This window comes from Kitasatospora sp. NPDC088783 (assembly GCF_044750705.1).
Lineage (GTDB): Bacteria > Actinomycetota > Actinomycetes > Streptomycetales > Streptomycetaceae > Kitasatospora > Kitasatospora fiedleri.
The window spans coordinates 976,010-993,293 of sequence record NZ_JBIVKJ010000001.1; the positions used below are offsets into that span (position 1 = coordinate 976,010).

A 17,284-nucleotide genomic window follows, 5' to 3' on the forward strand; every position below is an offset into this window, starting at 1 on the left:
CGGCCCCGGCCCGCGCGGCCGATGGGACGGGGGGACCCGAGGTCAGGACTGGAGGTGGGCCAGCAGGCGTTCCAGGTCGGCTGTAGTGACCGCGCCGCCGGCGAAGCTGACCAGGCGGCGGACGGGGACGGAGGCCATCATCCGGGCCAGGTCGACGCCCAGGCCGTCGCCGCCGCCGTTCCCGCCGCCGGCCCCGTTGCCGCCGGCGCCCTGGGGGAGCGGCAGCAGGGCGCCGAGCGTCTCGGCCGCGCCGGGCAGGGCCATCACCTCGCCGAGCGTGGAGTCCAGCGTCAGCGGCAACTCCAGTTCGTCCCCGGCGAGTTCGATGCTGCTGGTGGCCCGCGGGTCGCGGCTGGACGCGGCGGCCAGCACCTCGTACCCGCCGCCCTCGACGATCCAGCGCCCGGCCCGGGTGTCCCAGTACGCCAGGTCGGCGCGCGGCAGCAGGACCTCGACGCGCCCGCTCGCGCCGGGCTCCAGGGTGATGGTGGCGTGGCCCTTGAGCTCGCGCGGCGGGCGGACCACTGCCGAGCCGGGCTTGGCGACGTAGAACTGGACGACCTCGCGCCCGGCCCGCCCGCCGGTGTTGGTGACCGTGACGGACGCCCGGATGCCCTCCGCGTCGGCGGCCAACTCCAGCCCTTGGTAGCTGAATTCGGTGTAGGACAGGCCGTGCCCGAACGGGAAGGTGACCGCGATGTCCCGGGCGTCGTACCAGCGGTAGCCGACGAACAGGCCCTCGCCGTAGGCGACGTGGCCGTGCTCGCCGGGGAAGTCCAGGTAGGCGGGGGTGTCCTGGAGCCGGACGGGGACGGTCTCGGTGAGCCGGCCGGACGGGTTGACCCGGCCGAACAGCACGTCGGCGAGGGCGCCGCCGGCCGCCTGGCCGAGCAGCGCGCCGTCCAGCAGGGCGGGGGCGGCGGTGACGGGGGCCAGCCGCAGCACGCCGCCGTGGCTGAGGACCACCGCCGTGCGCGGCTGGACGCGGACCACCTCGGCCAGCAACTCCAGCTGCTCGGAAGGAAGTTCGATGTGCTCGCGGTCGAAGCCCTCGGACTCCTGGTGGGCGGCCAGCCCGAGGAAGAGCACCGCGGTGTCGGCGGCGGCGGCCACCGCGACCGCCTCGGCCCGCAGCGCGGCGGCGTCGCCGGTGCCGTCGGTGGTGAAGCCCGGCGCGTGGACCACCTCGGCCGCCCCGGCCAGGGCGCGGATCTCCGCCAGCGGGACGTCGAGCCGGGTCGGGTTCACGTGCGAGCTGCCGCCGCCCTGGTAGCGCGGCTCGGTGGCGAACGCGCCGAGCACGGCGAGCGGACGCTCGGCGGTGAGCGGCAGCACGGGCGCACCGTCGACGGGGTCGTTCTTGAGCAGCACGACGCAGTGCGCGGCGACCCGGCGGGCCAGCGCGTGGTGCGCGTCCGGGTCGAACGGACCGACCGGCAGGGCGCGTCCGGCCAGGGCACGGGCGGCCAGCGCGACCGTCCGGGCGGCGGCCGCGGCGACCGCGTCGGCGTCCAGTGCGCCGGCCTCGACGGCCGCGACCACCTGCGCGTCGGTGGTGCCGCCGGTGCCGGGCATCTCCAGGTCGAGCCCGGCGGCCACCGAGGCGACCCGGTCCTGGACGGCGCCCCAGTCGCTGACCACCGCCCCGTCGAAGCCCCACTCGCCGCGCAGCACCTCGGTGAGCAGCCAGCGGTTCTCGGCCGCGTAGGTGCCGTTGATCCGGTTGTACGCGCACATCACCGTCCACGGCTGCGCCTGCTGGACGACCTGCTGGAACGCCCGCAGGTAGACCTCGCGCAGCGGGCGGGCGGCGACGTCGGAGCTGGAGCGCATCCGGTCGTGCTCGGTGTTGTTGGCGGCGAAGTGCTTGAGCGAGGCGCCGACGCCGGTGCTCTGGAGGCCGCGCACCCAGGCGCTGGCGAGGGTGCCGGTGAGCCGGGGGTCCTCCGAGTAGTACTCGAAGTTGCGGCCGCAGCGCGGGTCCCGCTTGATGTTCACGCCCGGGCCGAGCAGCACGTCCACGCCCAGCGCCCGGCCCTCCGTGCCCAGCGCCCGGCCGACCTCGGCGACCAGTTCGGCGTCCCAGCTCTGGCCGAGGCCGACGGCGGGCGGGAAGCAGGTCGCCGGGCGGCTGGCCGCGAGGCCCAGGTGGTCGCTCTCCCCGGCCCGGTCGTCCTGGAGCCGTACGCCGTGCGGTCCGTCGGTCAGGGTGAGGGCCGGGACGGGGCCGACGGCCTTGGTGGTCCAGAAGCCCGCCCCGCTGCCGAGCGCGGCGCGCTCCGCGAGCGAGAGGTCCGCCGACGCGGCGGCGAGGTCGGCGGGGCCGGTCGAGCCATTGGGGTCGCTGGGGCCGGTGGAGTCAGTGGAGCCGACGGGGTCGGTGGGGCCGAGAGCGGTCACGGGGGTCTCCTCGGGGAGTGCGGGGCGCGCCGGGGCGGGGCGGCGGCCCGGGCACTGCCGGGGACGGTCGGCCACCCTGCCGAACACAAAAACAGTACGACATTCGGTTTTCGTGTCACAAGCACCGCGACCAGGTCACTTCCCGTGGCGGACGGTGGCGTAGAGTCGTCCGCATGGCTCGACCACGTGGCTCCTACGCGAAGGGCATCGCCAAGCGCGAGGAGATCCTCGACACCGCGCTGGAGATCGTCGCCCGGGTCGGCTACAGCCGCGCCACCGTGCGCGAACTGGCCCAGGCCGTCGGCCTCAGCCAGACCGGTCTGCTGCACTACTTCGGCAGCAAGGAACAGCTCTTCGTCGAGATCCTGCGCCGCCGCGACCTGGTCGACCTGCGGGCGGCCACCGGGGCGAGCGGCAGGGCCGACGGGAGCGGCGCGGGCGGTGGAAACGGCGCGGGCGGTGGAAACGGCGAGGACGGCGGGAGCGGCCCGGAGGACGCCGGGTTCCCGCCCGACCTGGTAGGGGCGCTCGCCGCGCTCCAGCGGCACAACGCCGAAGTCCCGGGCCTGGTCCAGCTGTTCTCGCGGCTCTCCGCCGAGGCCGTCGAACCCGACCACCCCGCCCACGCCTACTTCCGCGACCGCTACCGCGACGTCCGGGCGGGCGGCGCCGAAGCGATCCGGGCGAGCCAGGCCGCCGGGGAACTGCCCGCGGGCATCGACGCGGACCGCCTCGCGGTGCTGGTCTTCGCGCTCATCGACGGGTTGCAGATGCAGTGGCAGTACGATCCCGAGATCGACATGGCCGAGCAACTCTCCTACTTCTGGCGCCTGTTGGGACGGTGACGCCCGCCCCTGGTCAGGACGGCCGGTGGCGGACCCGGGCCGCCAGCAGGGCGATGTCGTCCTCGGCGGCGTCCGGAGCCAGGGCGGCGAGGGTGCCGTCGAGCAGGGAGTCGAGGGGGCCGTCGGCGGGGAGGCGGAGCGCGGAGAGGCGGGCGAGCGAGACGTCGATGTCCTCGCCGCGCCGTTCGACCAGGCCGTCGGTGTAGAGCAGCAGGGCGTGGTCGGCGCGCAGCTCGACGACGGTCTGCTCGTAGCCGCCGACGCCGGTGCCCAGCGGCGGGCCGGTCGGCACCTCGATCAGCTCGGTGGCGTGCGGGGTGAGCAGGGCGGGCGGCAGGTGCCCGGCGCTGGCGAGGGTCCAGCGGGCGCGGGCCGGGTCGGCGAGGGCCAGCACGCAGGTCGCGGGGCGGGCGTTCTCCTGCTCGGCGATCAGCGCGTCGAGCTGGCGCAGGATGCGGTGCGGCGGCAGGTCCATCGCGGCGACGTAGCGCAGCGTGGAACGGTAGTTGCTCATGTCGACGGCGGCCTCCACGCCGTGCCCCATCACGTCGCCCATGGCCAGCAGCGTCCGCCCGAACGGCAGCCGCACCGTCTCGTACCAGTCGCCGCCGACCACCGAGGCGATCCCGGACGGCAGGTAGCGGGAGGCGAGTTCGAGGTTGGGGTGCGGGCTGCCGGGTTCGGCGAGCAGCGCCCGCTGGAGTTCCAGGGCGGTGTCCTGCGAGCGGGCGTAGCGCCGGGCGTGGTCGAGGGTGAGCGCGGCGCGCCCGGCGATCGCGGCGAGCAGCTCGGTGTCCTCGTCGGTGAACCCGAGCGAACTGCCGTGCGCCCGCGCCAGGGTGAGCACGCCGATCGGACGGCCGCGGGCGATCAGCGGGACGGCGAGCAGGCAGTCCACTCCGGCACTCCGGCAGGCGGACAGGGCGGCCCCGTCCGGGACCAGCGCCGCCAGCTCCTCGCCGGACAGCAGGTTGGCGGCCACCGGGCGGCCCTCGGCGAGCGCCCGGGCGGCCACCGAGCCGGGCCGGTGCCGCACCGCCCCGCCGACCGGGGCGGGCGGCGGCGCGCCGGGCCGGGCCGGGCCGCCGGCGGCGGCGGCCCGCCGCAACCGCAGCCGCGACCGGTCCCGCTCCTGTTTCTGCTCCTGTTCCTGGTCCCGTTCCTGGTCCCGCTCTCGTCCCCGCTTCGGGTCGGCGTCCGGGCGTGGCGCGGCGGTGCCGGGGGCGGCGGTGCCGGGTGCGGCGCTGTCGGGCGTGTCGAGCGGCAGGACGTCGACCAGGGCGAGGGCGGCGAAGCCGGGGACGGCGAACGCGGCGAGTTCCGCGCAGGTGGTGTCCGGGTCGAGGGTGGTGCCGATCCGTTCCGAACCGGCCTCCAGCAGGGCGAACCGGGCCCGGACGCGTTCGAGTTCGGCCCGGTGGGCGTCGGCGCCGCCCGGCAGGACGACCAGCACTCCGGTCGGCGCGCCGCCGACCTCCAGCCGGCGGAAGTCGGCGGGCCGCCCGGCGAAGGTGCCCGAACGCGGTCGCCCGTCGGCCAGGACGCGCGGGACGGCAGGGTCCGGCCGGTCGGCGGCCCGGCCCAGGACGGCCGTCGGCGACACGCCGGTGACCTGCTGGAACGTCGTGTTCAGGTAGCGCCAGCGCAGCTCCGTGTCGAGCACCGCCACCGCCACGGGCAGCTGCCCGAGCAGGGCGCCGGTCAGCGCGTCGCGGTCCACCCGCAGGGCCGCGGAGGCGGTCGTGAGCAGCGAATCCGTCGAGCTGTCGCCCGCCGACTCGGGCCGCACCCGTGATCCCTCCCTCACCACGTCCCCCGTGGAGCCGTCGGCGGGCCCGGCGCGCCGTCGTACCGCGCGGCCCGGTGTCCCGCCTCCCGGGTGATCCGCACCCGGGGACCGCACCCTACTCGGCGAACCCGCCCGGATCCGAACCCGACACGGTGCGGGCATCCGTCGGGGCGGGGTTTTCGCCGGGCTCGACCGTTCTCCTCACCGTTCTCCGACGGATTCGGACCGCCCTGCCGGCGGATGCGGCCCGCCCGGGGGCGCTCGGCGGCGTCCTAGCCCGCGGCGTGTCCCGGTGACTGCGGTGCCCGTCGCGGTCGGCCGCGACACCCGTGGCGGTGGGCGGCCGACCGGGCAGGGAGAATGGACCGTTCGATCCCCCGCCGCAGGAGAACCCGTACCGTGACCGACCAGCAGCACCCCGCCCCGACCGGCCGTCGACTCGACCTGCTCGCCGACTGCTCCGCCTGCTTCGGCCTGTGCTGCGTCGCCCTGCCCTTCGCCAAGTCCGCGGACTTCGCGGCGAACAAGAACGCGGGCACGCCCTGCCACAACCTCCAGGCCGACTACCGCTGCGGCATCCACACCGAGCTGCGCGGGCGCGGCTACCAGGGCTGCACGGTGTTCGACTGCTTCGGCGCCGGGCAGAAGCTCTCCCAGCACACCTTCGGCGGACGCAGCTGGCGCGAGGACCCGGACACCGCCCGGCAGGTGTTCGAGACCTTCCCGGTGATGCGCCAACTCCAGGAGCTGCTCTGGTACTTGACCGAGGCGCTGGAGCTGCCGAAAGCCCGGCCGGTGCACCCCGAACTGCGTCGGGCGCTCGACGGGATCGAGCAGCTGACCAGGCGGGACGCCGCCGCACTGCTCGCCGCCGACGTGCCCGCGATCCGGGCCGAGACCAGCGAACTCCTGCTGAAGGCGAGCGAGTTGACCCGGAACGCGCTGCCCGGAAAGAAGCGCAACCACCGCGGCGCCGACCTGATCGGGGCTCGCCTGCGCGGCGCGGACCTGCGCGGGGCCAACCTGCGCGGCGCCTACCTGATCGCGGCCGACCTGTCCGGCGCGGACCTGCGCGACGCCGACCTGATCGGCGCGGACCTGCGCGACGCCGACCTACGGGGTGCCGACCTGACCGGGGCGCTGTTCCTCACCCAGTCCCAACTCAACGCCGCCAAGGGCGACTCCACCACCCGCGTCGGCGCCGCGCTGGCCCACCCCGCGCACTGGTGAGCCCCGCCGGGAGGACGGGGAGAGCGCGGGAGGGGGCGCGCGGGGGCGCGCGTGGACCCCTGAATCGGGATTAATTGCCTGCGGTCCGGGCGGAACCGGGCGTATGGTCATGAACTCCCCGACGCGAGAGGAGGATCATCCGCGATGGGAATGTTCAAGGACGCACCACCCAGCGAGCATCCGGACTTCACCCAACTGCGGTTCATGGCCGCCGGCACGCCCTCGTGGTGGAAGCGCAACCGCCACAAGACGCTCGGCGTGGCGGGCCTGCTGGCCGGCTTCTGGCTGGCCAGCCACTACAACACCGCAGCCCCCGCCGCTTCCTGCACCCCGACCGCCACCACCGCCACGTCCAGCCCCCAGGGCGCGGCCGTCGCCGAACGCTGAACGGCCGTTCGGCGGTGGCCGCGCCGACGGGTGGGGCGGGGCCCGGCGGACCGTCGGTCCGGACGCGTCACCTGCCGCCGTCGCGCAGCGCGGCGAGCGTCGCGTCCAGCTCGGCACCGGAGTCGCGCGGGCGGTTGTAGGGGAGCCTGCCCAGCAGCGAGCCCATCGCGCAGGTGTTGCTGACGGCCGAGAACAGCAGGCCGCCGCCGACCGCGGCCGACACCCACCGCACCCCCGGGACGGCGACGTCGACGACGAGGCCCGCCAGCACCAGCGAACCGGCCACCAGCCGGACCTGCCGATCCATCGCCCAGCGGACCGGCCGGCCCGGCACCCGGTTCAGCGCCCCGCCGTTGGCCGCCCAGGCGGCCGTGCCGCCGTCGACGAGCAGCGTCTGCACGCCGACCGCCGCCAACTGCTCGCAGGCGTGCAGCGCGCGGGCGCCGGACGCGCAGGTGACGGCCAGCTCACCGCGTCCGGCGGCGGCCCGCAGCGCGGGCACGGCCTCCGCCAGCCGGTCGAGCGGCACGTTGTGGGCACCGGGGATGTGGCCGCCGGCGAACTCGCCGGGCGAACGGACGTCGATCACGGTCAGCCGGTGCAGGCGGGGCTGGAGCTGGTCGACGGTCAGGGGCGTGGTCATCGGAACGGGTGAACCCTTCGGGAGGAGACGGCCCGGCGCGTACGGACGGCCGGGAGGCAAGGGGGCAAGGGGGCAAGGGGGGAGGCGTGGGCGGGGCGGGAGACGCGCGGCCGTACGGGGGCGGCGGGCGCGGGGTGCCGGAGCGCGGCGTCAGAGCACGGCGTCAGAGCGCGGCGTCCACCAGCATCAGGGCGGCGACGGCGAGCAGCGCACCGGCGAACAGCCGTTGCAGCGTGCGGCCGGACAGTTTCGCGGCGAGCCGCTTGCCGTCCCAGGCACCGAGGACCGCTGCGGCGGCGAACGGCCCGACCGTCGACCACGGCACCTCGGCGGCCCCGCCGATCCGGGGCAGCAGCGCGGCCAGCGAGTTGAGGGTGATCACCAGCAGGCTGGTGCCGACCGCCTCGGCCATCGGGAAGCCCAGGAAGGACACCAGCGCGGGCACCGCCAGGAACCCGCCCCCGACCCCCAGCACCCCGGTCGCCGCCCCCAACCCGGCCCCCGCGCACGCAGCCCGCCGCGCCGAGCCCGCGGCAACCCGCGCCGTCGGCCCGGAGCCCGCCGGACGCGGACACCGCGCGGGGCCGGTCCCGGTAGGGGCCGCCGCTGTTGTGGTGACGGTCTCTGCTTCGGCGTTGTCGGGCGTGCGCGTGGTGTCCGGGGTCCGGGCTACCGGTTCGGAGACCGTCGAGGGCGGGAAGGGCTCGGAGTGCACCCCCGTGGGGGCTGCGGCCGTTGTGGTGACGGTCTCTGCTTCGGCGTTGTCGGGCGTGCGCGTGGTGTCCGGGGTCCGGGCTACCGGTTCGGAGACCGTCGAGGGCGGGAAGGGCTCGGAGTGCACCCCCGTGGGGGCTGCGGCCGTTGTGGTGGCAGCCTCTGCTTCCGCGCCGTCGGGCGTGCGCGTGGTGTCCGGGGTCCGGGCTGCCGGTTCGGAGACCGTCGGGAGCGGGAAGGGCTCGGGGCGCACCCCTGCGAGGACCGTCGCCGTTGCGGTGGCAGCCTCTGCTTCGGCGCTATCAGGCGTGCGCGTGGTGCCCGGGGGCCGGGCTGCCGGTTCGGAGACCGTCGGGAGCGGGAAGGGCTCGGGGTGCACCCCCGTGGGGGCTGCCGCCGTTGCGGCGGCGGGCACAAGCTCCGAAGCCGCCGCCGATCGGCGGGCGGCGGGCAGCGCCCGTGCGGGTCCCGGGAGAGTCCCGCCGTCGGGGCTGTCGCTGGCGGTCGTCCCCCGTCCGCCCGCCAGCATCCGCCAGGCGGCCAGGCCGGCCAGCAGGGCGAACGCGCTGGTCAGGGCCGGGGCGGGCAGGTGGCGGGAGAGTGCGCCGCCGAGGGTGGCGAGCGGGAGGCCGGCCGCGCCGAACAGCAGCCCCTCGCGCCAGCGGACGCGTCCGGCCCGGGCATGGGCGACCAGGGCGGTGAGCGAGGTCGTGGCGACGATCAGCAGGCTGGCGGTGGTCGCGGTGCCGGGGGTCAGTCCGATCAGGTAGATCAGCGCGGGGACGGCCAGCATGCTGCCGCCGCCGCCGAGGCCGCCGAGCGCCAGGCCGACCACCGCTCCGGCGGCCAGCGCCAGCAGGACGGTGGTCATGCCGCGCCGCCGCAGCAACATCCGTCCCGGTGCGCGGGCAGTCCGGCCTGCCGCCAGGCGCGCATCCCGCCGACCACGTTCACCGTCGGCACCCCGCGCGCGTTCAGCAGTTCGGCGGCCCGCTGCGAACGGTTGCCGGACCGACACACCGCCAGCACCAGCCGCCCACCACCCGCGGCCCGGACCGCCTCGACGCCACTGCCACCGCCACTGCCATCGCCATCGCCACCGCCACCTCCGAGATCGCCGTCGAAGTCGCCGAAGTCGCCCAGCGGGACGAGGAGCGCGCCGGGCGCGTGCACCTCGGCGTGCTCCACGGACTCGCGGACGTCGAGCAGCAGCGCCTCGCCCGCGGCGACCAGGCGGTGCGCCTCGGCGGGGTCGATCTGCTCGGGCGCGGGCGGCTGGGGGGACCGGGCCACGGTGTCCTCCTGGGGTGGCGGGGCGGTGCGCGAGGGTGTTCCGACGGGTTCCCGGACGGCGGGCCGTCCTCGGGAAAATACCGGCCGGGGTATATCGTTGGACCCGAGCATATACCCCCACCCGTATCACCCGGTCAGGCCGTCGGCGGGAAACCGCCTGCAAGAATACCCATGGGGGTATCGAAGTCCGCAGACCCGGACGCGGTATCCGCCCGGCGCAGGAGACCCACCCCACGCAGAGAAGAGGACTCCGTGTTCTTCGCCCAGTACTACCTCGACTGCCTCTCCCAGGCTTCCTACCTGATCGCGGACGAGACCACCGGCCGCGCCGTGGTGGTCGACCCGCGCCGGGACGTGGACGAGTACCTCGCGGAGGCCGAGGCCCGCGGCTTCACCGTCGAGGGCGTCATCAACACCCACTTCCACGCCGACTTCCTCTCCGGCCACCTCGAACTCGCCCACCGCACCGGCGCCTGGATCGGCTACGGGCGACGCGCCGAGACCGAGTACCCGATCCGCGGGCTCGCCGACGGCGAACGGATCGGCCTCGGCGAGGTCGTCCTGGAGATCCTCGAAACGCCCGGCCACACCCCCGAGTCGATCAGCGTCCTGGTCCGCGAGCGCGCCGCCGACGCCGTCCCGTACGGGGTGCTCACCGGCGACGCGCTGTTCGTCGGCGACGTCGGCCGCCCCGACCTGTTGGCCTCCGCCGGTGTCACCGCCGACCGGCTCGGCCGGATGCTGTACGACAGCGTCCAGCGCAAGCTGATGTCCCTGCCGGACGAGGTCCGGGTCTTCCCCGCGCACGGCGCGGGTTCGGCCTGCGGCAAGAACCTGTCCACCGAGCGGCAGTCCACCATCGGGCAGCAGCGCGCCACCAACTACGCCTGCGCGCCGATGACCGAGGACGCGTTCGTGGCCATCGTCACCGCCGGACAGCCCACCGCCCCCGGCTACTTCGGCTACGACGCCGACCTCAACCGCCGCGACCGCGAGCTGTTCGACGCCGCCGCGCTCGCCGTCCCGCTGGACGCGGGGGAGTTCCTCGGCCGCCGGGCCGACGGCGCCGTCGTGGTCGACGCCCGCGACCCGCAGGCGTTCGCCGCCGGGCACCTCGCCGGGTCCGTCAACGTCCCCGCCGACGGGCGCTTCGCCGAGCAGTCCGGCACCGTCCTCGACCCGGCCTGGCCGCTGCTGGTGATCGCCCCCGAGGACCGCGAGCGGGAGACCGTCACCCGGCTCGCCCGGATCGGCTTCGACCGCGTCGCCGGCTACCTCGCCGACCCCGAACGGGCCTTCCGCACCGCCCCCGACCTGACCCGCCGGGCCCCGCGCCGCACCGTCGCCGACCTGCGCGCCGAACTCGCCGGTGCCGAACCGCCGTTGATCATCGACGTCCGCGACGAGGGCGAGCGCGCGCAGGGGCACGTCCCCGGCTCCGTCCACCTCCCGCTCGCCGAACTCCCGCACCGCCTGGCCGAGATACCGCAGGACCGCGCCGTCGTCGTGCACTGCGCCGGAGGCCACCGCTCCTCGATCGCGGCCAGCCTGCTGCGCCACCACGGCCACCTGCGGACCTCCGACCTGCTCGGCGGCTACGCGGCCTGGGCCGCCGCCCGGAACGACGCGGGCTGACGTTCCCCGGGCGCGGCCGGGCGAGGTCCGTTCACCGCCGGGCCGGAAGAGGAATGCGCCGTCCACCGGTGAGGTTGATACGGGAGGGGGTATGAGCAGAGCGTCACGGCGCGGGTCCCGGTGCACCGGCACCGTCCGATCCGCGACACGGAACCCGGGGCGGGCGGCGGACGGCCGCCCGCCGAGGACGAGGAGGAGTCCCGATGCAGGTGGACGACGAGGCCGTCGGCGCGGTGCTGAACCGGCTGCGCCGGGCGCAGGGCCAACTGGCAGGCGTGATCGCGATGATCGAGGCCGGGCGCGACTGCAAGGACGTGGTCACCCAACTCGCCGCCGTGTCCAGGGCCCTGGACCGCGCCGGGTTCAAGATCGTGGCCAGCGGCATGCGCCAGTGCCTGGCCGAGGCGGAGGAGGGTACCGCCCCGATGAGCGAGGCCGAGTTGGAGAAGCTCTTCCTCGCCCTCGCCTGAGCCCGGCCGGTCGAACGGCCGGGCGGCCGGCCGGGCGGCCGGACGGGCAGGGGTGCGGGTACGGAGGCCGGCCGACGGGCGTACGACAGGCGTACGACAGGTGTACGACGACGCACCGCGCTCCGGCGCGGTGCGTGGCGGTCGGCGCCCGGCCGGTCGGGCCAGGGTCAGGCCAGAGTCAGGAACATCTTCTCGAGTTCCGCCTCGCTCATCGGCGCGGCGCCCTCCTCCGCCTCGGCCAGGCACTGCCGCATGCCGCTGGCGAGGATCTTGAACCCGGCCCGGTCCAACGCGCGCGAGACGGCGGCGAGTTGGGTGACCACGTCCTTGCAGTCGCGCCCGGCCTCGATCATCGCGATCACACCGGTCAACTGGCCCTGCGCCCGGCGCAGCCGGTTCAGCACCGCGCCGACGGCCTCGTCGTCCACCTGCATCGAGCACCTCCTCGCCTTCTCTGAACTCGCCCGATCATACGGGAGACACCCCGCCGTCCCGTCCCGGCCACCGCCCGGGCACCGCGGGTGCACGAACCGCCGGACCGGCTCCGACCTGCCCGGTTACCGCCCGGCCGCCACCGCGACCCCCGACTCCGCCTCGACGGCGACCGCCCCCACCGCCCCTGCCTCCGCCCCCGCCCCGGTGGTGCCCGGGACACCGACCGGCCGCTCGACGGAGGCGGAGGCGGGGATGGAGAGGGGGCCGGGGACGGAGCGGACGCAGGCCGCGCAGCCGGGCGCGTCGGCCGGGGCCCCGTCCGGGTGGCGGTGCCGGTCGACCACCCGCTGGGCCGCCGCCGCGAGCTGCCGCCGGCCCGGGAACAGCGCGGGCGGCAGCAGCGGCAGGAACTCGACCTCCGCGGTCAGGCCCCGCACCGACACCACCCGCCACAGCGAGGCCAGCAGCCCGTCCTCGCCGACGAACGCCGGCGCGGTGCTCGGCCGCCCGTCCGCGCCCCGGTAGCGCAGCGTCAGCGGCTGCACCGGCACGTCCGCGCGCACCGCCGCCTCGAACAGCGCCGGGCGGAACCGCCCGCCGCCGCGCCCGCACCAGGTGCTGCCCTCCGGGAAGACCACCACGCGCTCGCCGCGGCGCAGCGCCGCGGCGATCTCCTCGACGGTGCCGGGCAGCGCCCGCAGCCGGTCCCGGTCGATGAAGATGGTGCCGCCCCAGGAGGTCAGCGGGCCGAGCACCGGCCAGCGGCCGACCTCGGTCTTGGCCAGCATCCGGCCCGGCCGGACGGCCGCCACCAGCAGGACGTCCAGCCACGAGACGTGGTTGGAGACCAGCAGCGAACCGCCGGCCGGCCGACCCGGCGCGGCGATCGGCCGCACCCGCACGCCCAGCGCGGCCAGCAGCAGCCGCGACCACCAGCGCACCAGCCGTTCGGCCGGCAGCCAGGCCAGCGCGCGCACCGGCACGGCCGCCAGCACCCCCGTGACCAGCACCGCCAGGCACCCGGCCAGCCGCAGCACCCGGCGCACCACCCCCGCCCGGGGCCCGGCGACCGTCACGCAGTCACCGGGCGTGCACGGCGCGGTCGGCAGCCAGGCGCTCACGCCGCCGTCGCCGTTCCGCGCGCGACGCCGCTCCCCGCCTCGTTCCTCGCCCCGTTCCCCGCCCCGCGCCCGGCCCCCGGCGCGGTGCCGTGCGCGGTTCCGCCGTCGGCGAGGGCGTCGGCGGGGGCGTCGGCGGCGACGGCCCCTGCCGGGCCACCGGTGATCGCGGACAGCGGCAGGTCCGCCGCCGCGGCCAGGAAGTGCCGCAGGTAGCGCGGGTCGGTGCGCTCCAGCGACAGCAGCACGTACAGGTCCGCCACGTCGAAGTCCGGGTCGTACGCGGGCTCGCCGCACACCCAGGCCCCCAGCCGCAGGTAGCCGCGCAGCAGTGCCGGGACCGGGGTGCGGTCGGCCCGGGCCACGCCCTGCGCCGACCACGGGCGCAGCGGGGTGACCCGGTACTGCTGCGGGGCCAGGTACTTGGCCGAGACGGTGTCCCACACCGCGGCGGCGGTCGCGCCCCCGTCGGCCAGCGGGATCGAGCAGCAGCCGGCCAGCCAGGCGTTGCCGGTGGCGGTCATGTAGCGGGCGATGCCGCCCCACATCAGGTTGATCACCGCGCCGTTGCCGCGGTGCGCCGCGGCGATGCAGGACCGCCCGACCTCGACCATGCCCTCGCGCAGCCCGCCGAGCCGGGCCAGGTCGAACTCGGTGTCGGAGTACAACCGGCCCGCCCGGCGGGCCTGTTCGGGCCGCAGCAGCCGGTACGTGCCGACCACCTCGCCGGTGGGCTGCTCGCGCACCAGCAGGTGGTCGCAGAACTCGTCGAACGGGTCGACGTCCAGGCCGGGCAGCGGCGAGTCGAGCACCGCGCCCAGCTCGTCCGCGAAGACCCGGTGGCGCAGCCGCTGCGCGGCCGCCACGTCCTCCGCGGTCCGGGCGAACACCAGCTGGTACGAGGGCGGTTGGGGCTCCGACGGACGGCCGGACGACAGCCGGGCGGAGGACTGGACGGGGACGTGGACCTGTCCGGTGCGGGCGGGGGCGGTGGTCATGGCGGGACTCTCCGGGATCTCGGGGCGCGATAGGGTGGCGACGGACGGCACGGGACGACACGCAACGACACGAGCGCTCGCACCCGGACCGCCGGTCGGGCGGTACCGGCCGCGGGCGGCCTCCGTATGTCTCCCCGACCCGCCCGGCACTGAGGTGGCCATCCGAGGGAGGCCAGATGTGCACCTGCTGAATGGCAGGTTCGACCCCTCCGGCACCGCCGCGCCCCCGCACCGGCCCCGGCCTGCGGACGGCATCGGCCGGACGCCCTCCGGCCACCCGGCGGACGCCGACTCTTCCCGCCGGGGCCACGCCGCTCTGCCAGCGTTCCCGGCATGCCGAACACGGGCGCGAACGCCTACCCGAGCCGGTACCGGTGGCTCGGCCTCCTGGGCTCGCTCGTCCTCGCCGCCGGCGCACTCACCTCCGGCGCCCTACCCGCCGCCACCACCGGCCCCACCCTGCGAGCCTCCGGCGGCGCCGGCACCACCCTGGTCTTCGCCGGCCTGGCCGTCCTCACCGCCGCCTGGCTCCTGCTCGGCCGCTCCGCCGCGGCCCTTCCCGCCGAGGCCCTTCCCGCTCCTGCTCTTCCCGCCGACGCCGTCCCCACCCGTGCCGTCCCCACCCGTGCCGCCCGCCGCGCCGCCCGCCCGTCCGGGACCCGCTGGCTGGCGGTCACCCTGGGCTGGTGGGCCGCCCCGCTGCTGCTCCTGCCGCCGTTGTTCAGCCGGGATGTCTACAGCTACCTCGCCCAGGGCGCCATGCTGGCGGGCGGGTTCGACGTCTACGCGGACGGGCCCGCCGTGCTCGGCGGCTCCGTCGCCCAGCAGGTGCCCCAGGTCTGGCAGCACACCCCCGCGCCGTACGGCCCCGGCTTCCTGCTGCTGGCGCGGGTCGCCGCCCCGCTCGCCGACCACCCGTACGCCGGGACCCTGCTGCTGCGGCTGTCCGCCGTCCTGGCCGTCGTCGCGCTGACCGCCCTGCTGCCGGCTCTGGCCCGGGCCCTCGGGACCGACCCGGCGGGCGCGCTGCGGCTGGGGGCGCTCAACCCGCTGGTCCTGCTGCACCTGGTCGCCGGGGCGCACAACGACGCCGTCCCGCTCGCCCTGATGCTCGCCGGACTGCTCGCCGCCACCCGCCGCCGCCCGCTCCCCGCCGCCGTCCTGATCACCCTCGCGGCCCTGGTCAAGGCTCCCGCCGCGCTGGCCCTCCCGGTCGCCTGGTGGATCGCCGGCCGCCCGGACGACGCCCCCGGACGGGGGCGCCGATCGCGCTGCGCCGTGACGGTCCTGGTGGCCGCCGCCGCGACCACGGCCGCCGTCACCGCCGCGGCCGGTACCGGCTACGGCTGGGTCGGTGCTCTCACCACCCCGGCCACCGCGAGCAGTTGGTCGCCGAGCACCGCGCTGGGCCGACTGGCCGCCGACCTGCTGGGGGTCGCGCCGGAGGGGCCGGTCGGGGCGGCCCGGCTGCTCGGGGCGGTCGGGGCGGCGGTGGCGCTGGGCCTGCTGGCGGCACGGGTCGTGCGGCGGGGGAGCGAACCGGCGGCGGCCCTGGCGCTCGCGTTCGGGGCCCTGGTCGCGCTCGGACCGGCCTTCCGGCCCTGGTACGCCCTGTGGTGCGTCGTCCCGGCCGCGTTCGCCGCGCGCACCGCCGGGGCCCGCCGGGCGGCCGAACTCACCTGCGCGGCACTGGCTTTCGCCGTCATGCCGGACGGCTTCGGGCCGGACCAGGCCGAGTTGGTGCTGGCCGCCGGGGGGTTGGGCGTCGGGGCGGTCGCCGTCCTGCTGACGGAGCGTCAGATCACCTTCCAGGAGAGGCAGCCGGCGTGCTGACCCGCGGCACCACCACCGCCAGGATCGCGGTCCTCGCCGTCGCGGTCCTGGCCACCGGCCTGGTCCTGGCGGTCATCCCGGGCCACCGCGGCTGGTTCGACGCCGGCGTGTACTACGGCGCCGTGCGCCACTGGACCGCCACCGGGCAGCTCTACGACTACGTCCGGCCCGGCACCCCCTACGGCTTCACCTACCCGCCGTTCGCCGCCGTCTGCATGCTGCCGATGCGCCTGCTCGGCTGGCACCCGGCGATCGCCGTCGGCGTCGCGCTGTCCGCCGCCGCCACCGCCCTGCTGCTGTACTGGCTCGTCGACCCGGTCGCCCGCCGCCGGGGCTGGTGCCGCTGGTACGCGTTCGGCCTCGCGGCCTGCCTGTGCGCGCTCACCAACCCCGTCCGCGACACCTTCAGCTTCGGCCAGGTGAACCTGCTGCTGGTCGCCCTGGTCTTCGCCGACCGCCAATTGGCGAGCCGTCAATTCACGCAGAGCCGTTGGAGGTTGCTCGCCGGGGTCGGCACCGGACTGGCCGCCGCGATCAAACTGACCCCGGCGCTGTTCATCGTCCACCTGCTGCTCACCCGGCAGTGGCGGGCCGCCGCGACCGCCACCGCCACCGCGCTCGGCGCCACCGGCGCGGGCTTCCTGATCGCCCCGGAGGTCTCCCGCCGGTTCTGGACCGCCACGCTCTGGGACACCGACCGGGTCGGCGGCTTCGCCAACATGTCCAACCAGTCCCTGCAGGGACTGATCGCCCGCCTCGGCCCCCACCTGCCCGGCCGCGCCCTGTGGGTGGCCGCCGCACTGGCCGTCCTCGCGCTCTGGGCGCACCGCCTGCACCGCGCCGCCGCGGCCCGCGACACCCTCGCCGCGTACAGCCTCACCGGCCTCGCCTGCTGCCTGGTCAGCCCGATCACCTGGGTGCACCACCTGGTCTGGATGCTGCCCGCCCTGATCGTCCTCGCCGACCCCGCCCCCGACCCCGCCCCCGACGCCGGTACGGGTGCCGCCCCGCGCCGCCCGGGCCGCCGCCGCGCCCGGACCGCCCTCTGCTGGCTGCTCCACCTCGTGCTCTCCAGCGGCATGGTCTGGCTCTGGCACCCCGACGGCCGCGACCTCGGCACCCTCCTCGGCGGCAGCGCGTACGCCCTGACCACCCTCGGCCTGCTGCTCGCCCTGCCGATCCGCCACCACCCCGAGCAGCCGGACGACCCCGCAGCCCCGGAGCCACCGGAGCGGACCGCCACCCCCGCCCGCACGTCCGCGCCCGCGCCCGCGTTCAGGGAACGCCCGGCCCCCGCCGGGCGATGAGCGCCGACCCGCCCCCCGCCGCCCGCTCACCCGTCCGGCGCAGCGACGCGCCGTTGGCGGTGCGGTCGACGGGCCCCGGGCGGGGCTGATCGCTAGCGTCCGGCGGAGAGCAGGCCAGACCGAGTGGGCCGTCGAACGCTGAGGAGAGTGCGCGTGGCCGGAACAGCGCCGCCCGCGGAGGGCAGAC

General features: G+C 76.5%; 13 protein-coding genes and 3 pseudogenes. 7 read left to right on the forward strand and 9 right to left on the reverse strand.

Going from position 1 to position 17,284, the window contains the following annotated elements:
• Positions 1 to 42: 42 nt before the first annotated feature.
• The gene (locus ACIP60_RS04330; protein ID WP_400679833.1) at positions 43 to 2,400 is read right to left on the reverse strand and encodes a glycoside hydrolase family 3 C-terminal domain-containing protein; all 2,358 of its coding nucleotides are present in this window, start codon (positions 2,398 to 2,400) and stop codon (positions 43 to 45) included.
• A gap of 173 nt (positions 2,401 to 2,573) precedes the next feature.
• Between ACIP60_RS04330 and ACIP60_RS04335 the strand changes: the two genes are divergently transcribed.
• Positions 2,574 to 3,245, forward strand: a complete 672-nt coding sequence (locus ACIP60_RS04335; protein WP_400679836.1) for a TetR/AcrR family transcriptional regulator — start codon at positions 2,574 to 2,576, stop codon at positions 3,243 to 3,245.
• 13 nt (positions 3,246 to 3,258) lie between these two features.
• Here ACIP60_RS04335 and ACIP60_RS04340 read toward each other — a convergent pair whose 3' ends face one another.
• Complete coding sequence (locus ACIP60_RS04340) at positions 3,259 to 5,034, reverse strand: SpoIIE family protein phosphatase (RefSeq protein ID WP_400679838.1); 1,776 nt, start codon at positions 5,032 to 5,034, stop codon at positions 3,259 to 3,261.
• A gap of 399 nt (positions 5,035 to 5,433) precedes the next feature.
• On the opposite strand from ACIP60_RS04340, the gene ACIP60_RS04345 reads away from it, so the two are divergent.
• Together ACIP60_RS04345 and ACIP60_RS04350 are read left to right on the forward strand one after the other, a co-directional pair.
• On the forward strand, positions 5,434 to 6,264 hold the full coding sequence (locus tag ACIP60_RS04345; protein WP_400679840.1) for a pentapeptide repeat-containing protein: 831 nt from the start codon (positions 5,434 to 5,436) through the stop codon (positions 6,262 to 6,264).
• Positions 6,265 to 6,408: 144 nt separating this feature from the next.
• Positions 6,409 to 6,651, forward strand: coding sequence for a hypothetical protein (locus ACIP60_RS04350; RefSeq protein WP_400679842.1), 243 nt, complete (start codon positions 6,409 to 6,411; stop codon positions 6,649 to 6,651).
• Between the two features lie 67 nt (positions 6,652 to 6,718).
• Here ACIP60_RS04350 and ACIP60_RS04355 read toward each other — a convergent pair whose 3' ends face one another.
• From ACIP60_RS04355 to ACIP60_RS04370, 4 genes and pseudogenes are all read right to left on the reverse strand, one after another.
• Positions 6,719 to 7,294 (reverse strand): rhodanese-like domain-containing protein, encoded by a 576-nt coding sequence (locus tag ACIP60_RS04355; RefSeq protein WP_400679843.1) that lies wholly within the window; start codon positions 7,292 to 7,294, stop codon positions 6,719 to 6,721.
• 163 nt (positions 7,295 to 7,457) lie between these two features.
• Positions 7,458 to 7,865, reverse strand: a pseudogene (locus tag ACIP60_RS04360) (TSUP family transporter); the annotation flags it as partial.
• 666 nt (positions 7,866 to 8,531) lie between these two features.
• Positions 8,532 to 8,879: pseudogene (locus tag ACIP60_RS04365) on the reverse strand (TSUP family transporter); the annotation flags it as partial.
• Entirely contained in the window at positions 8,876 to 9,301 is a 426-nt protein-coding gene (locus ACIP60_RS04370) for a rhodanese-like domain-containing protein (protein ID WP_400679845.1), read from the reverse strand. The pseudogene ACIP60_RS04365 and the gene ACIP60_RS04370, both read right to left, overlap by 4 nt.
• A gap of 252 nt (positions 9,302 to 9,553) precedes the next feature.
• On the opposite strand from ACIP60_RS04370, the gene ACIP60_RS04375 reads away from it, so the two are divergent.
• Entirely contained in the window at positions 9,554 to 10,936 is a 1,383-nt protein-coding gene (locus tag ACIP60_RS04375) for a rhodanese-like domain-containing protein (protein WP_400679847.1), read from the forward strand.
• A gap of 203 nt (positions 10,937 to 11,139) precedes the next feature.
• Positions 11,140 to 11,406, forward strand: coding sequence for a metal-sensitive transcriptional regulator (locus ACIP60_RS04380; RefSeq protein WP_111552137.1), 267 nt, complete (start codon positions 11,140 to 11,142; stop codon positions 11,404 to 11,406).
• A 167-nt stretch (positions 11,407 to 11,573) separates the two neighbouring features.
• Here the strand turns inward: ACIP60_RS04380 and ACIP60_RS04385 are convergent, their stop codons facing one another.
• The 3 genes and pseudogenes from ACIP60_RS04385 to ACIP60_RS04395 all read right to left on the reverse strand — a co-directional run.
• Positions 11,574 to 11,840, reverse strand: coding sequence for a metal-sensitive transcriptional regulator (locus ACIP60_RS04385; protein ID WP_100839192.1), 267 nt, complete (start codon positions 11,838 to 11,840; stop codon positions 11,574 to 11,576).
• A 123-nt stretch (positions 11,841 to 11,963) separates the two neighbouring features.
• A complete protein-coding gene (locus tag ACIP60_RS04390) occupies positions 11,964 to 12,962 on the reverse strand; it encodes a lysophospholipid acyltransferase family protein (protein WP_400679851.1) in 999 nt (332 codons plus the stop codon).
• Between the two features lie 185 nt (positions 12,963 to 13,147).
• Positions 13,148 to 13,957: pseudogene (locus tag ACIP60_RS04395) on the reverse strand (GNAT family N-acetyltransferase); the annotation flags it as partial.
• A gap of 333 nt (positions 13,958 to 14,290) precedes the next feature.
• Between ACIP60_RS04395 and mptB the strand changes: the two are divergent.
• Positions 14,291 to 15,790, forward strand: a complete 1,500-nt coding sequence (gene mptB / locus ACIP60_RS04400) for a polyprenol phosphomannose-dependent alpha 1,6 mannosyltransferase MptB (protein ID WP_400679854.1) — start codon at positions 14,291 to 14,293, stop codon at positions 15,788 to 15,790.
• Positions 15,784 to 17,097, forward strand: coding sequence for a glycosyltransferase 87 family protein (locus ACIP60_RS04405; RefSeq protein WP_400679855.1), 1,314 nt, complete (start codon positions 15,784 to 15,786; stop codon positions 17,095 to 17,097). Before mptB ends, ACIP60_RS04405 begins: the two co-directional genes overlap by 7 nt.
• Positions 17,098 to 17,284: the final 187 nt, after the last annotated feature.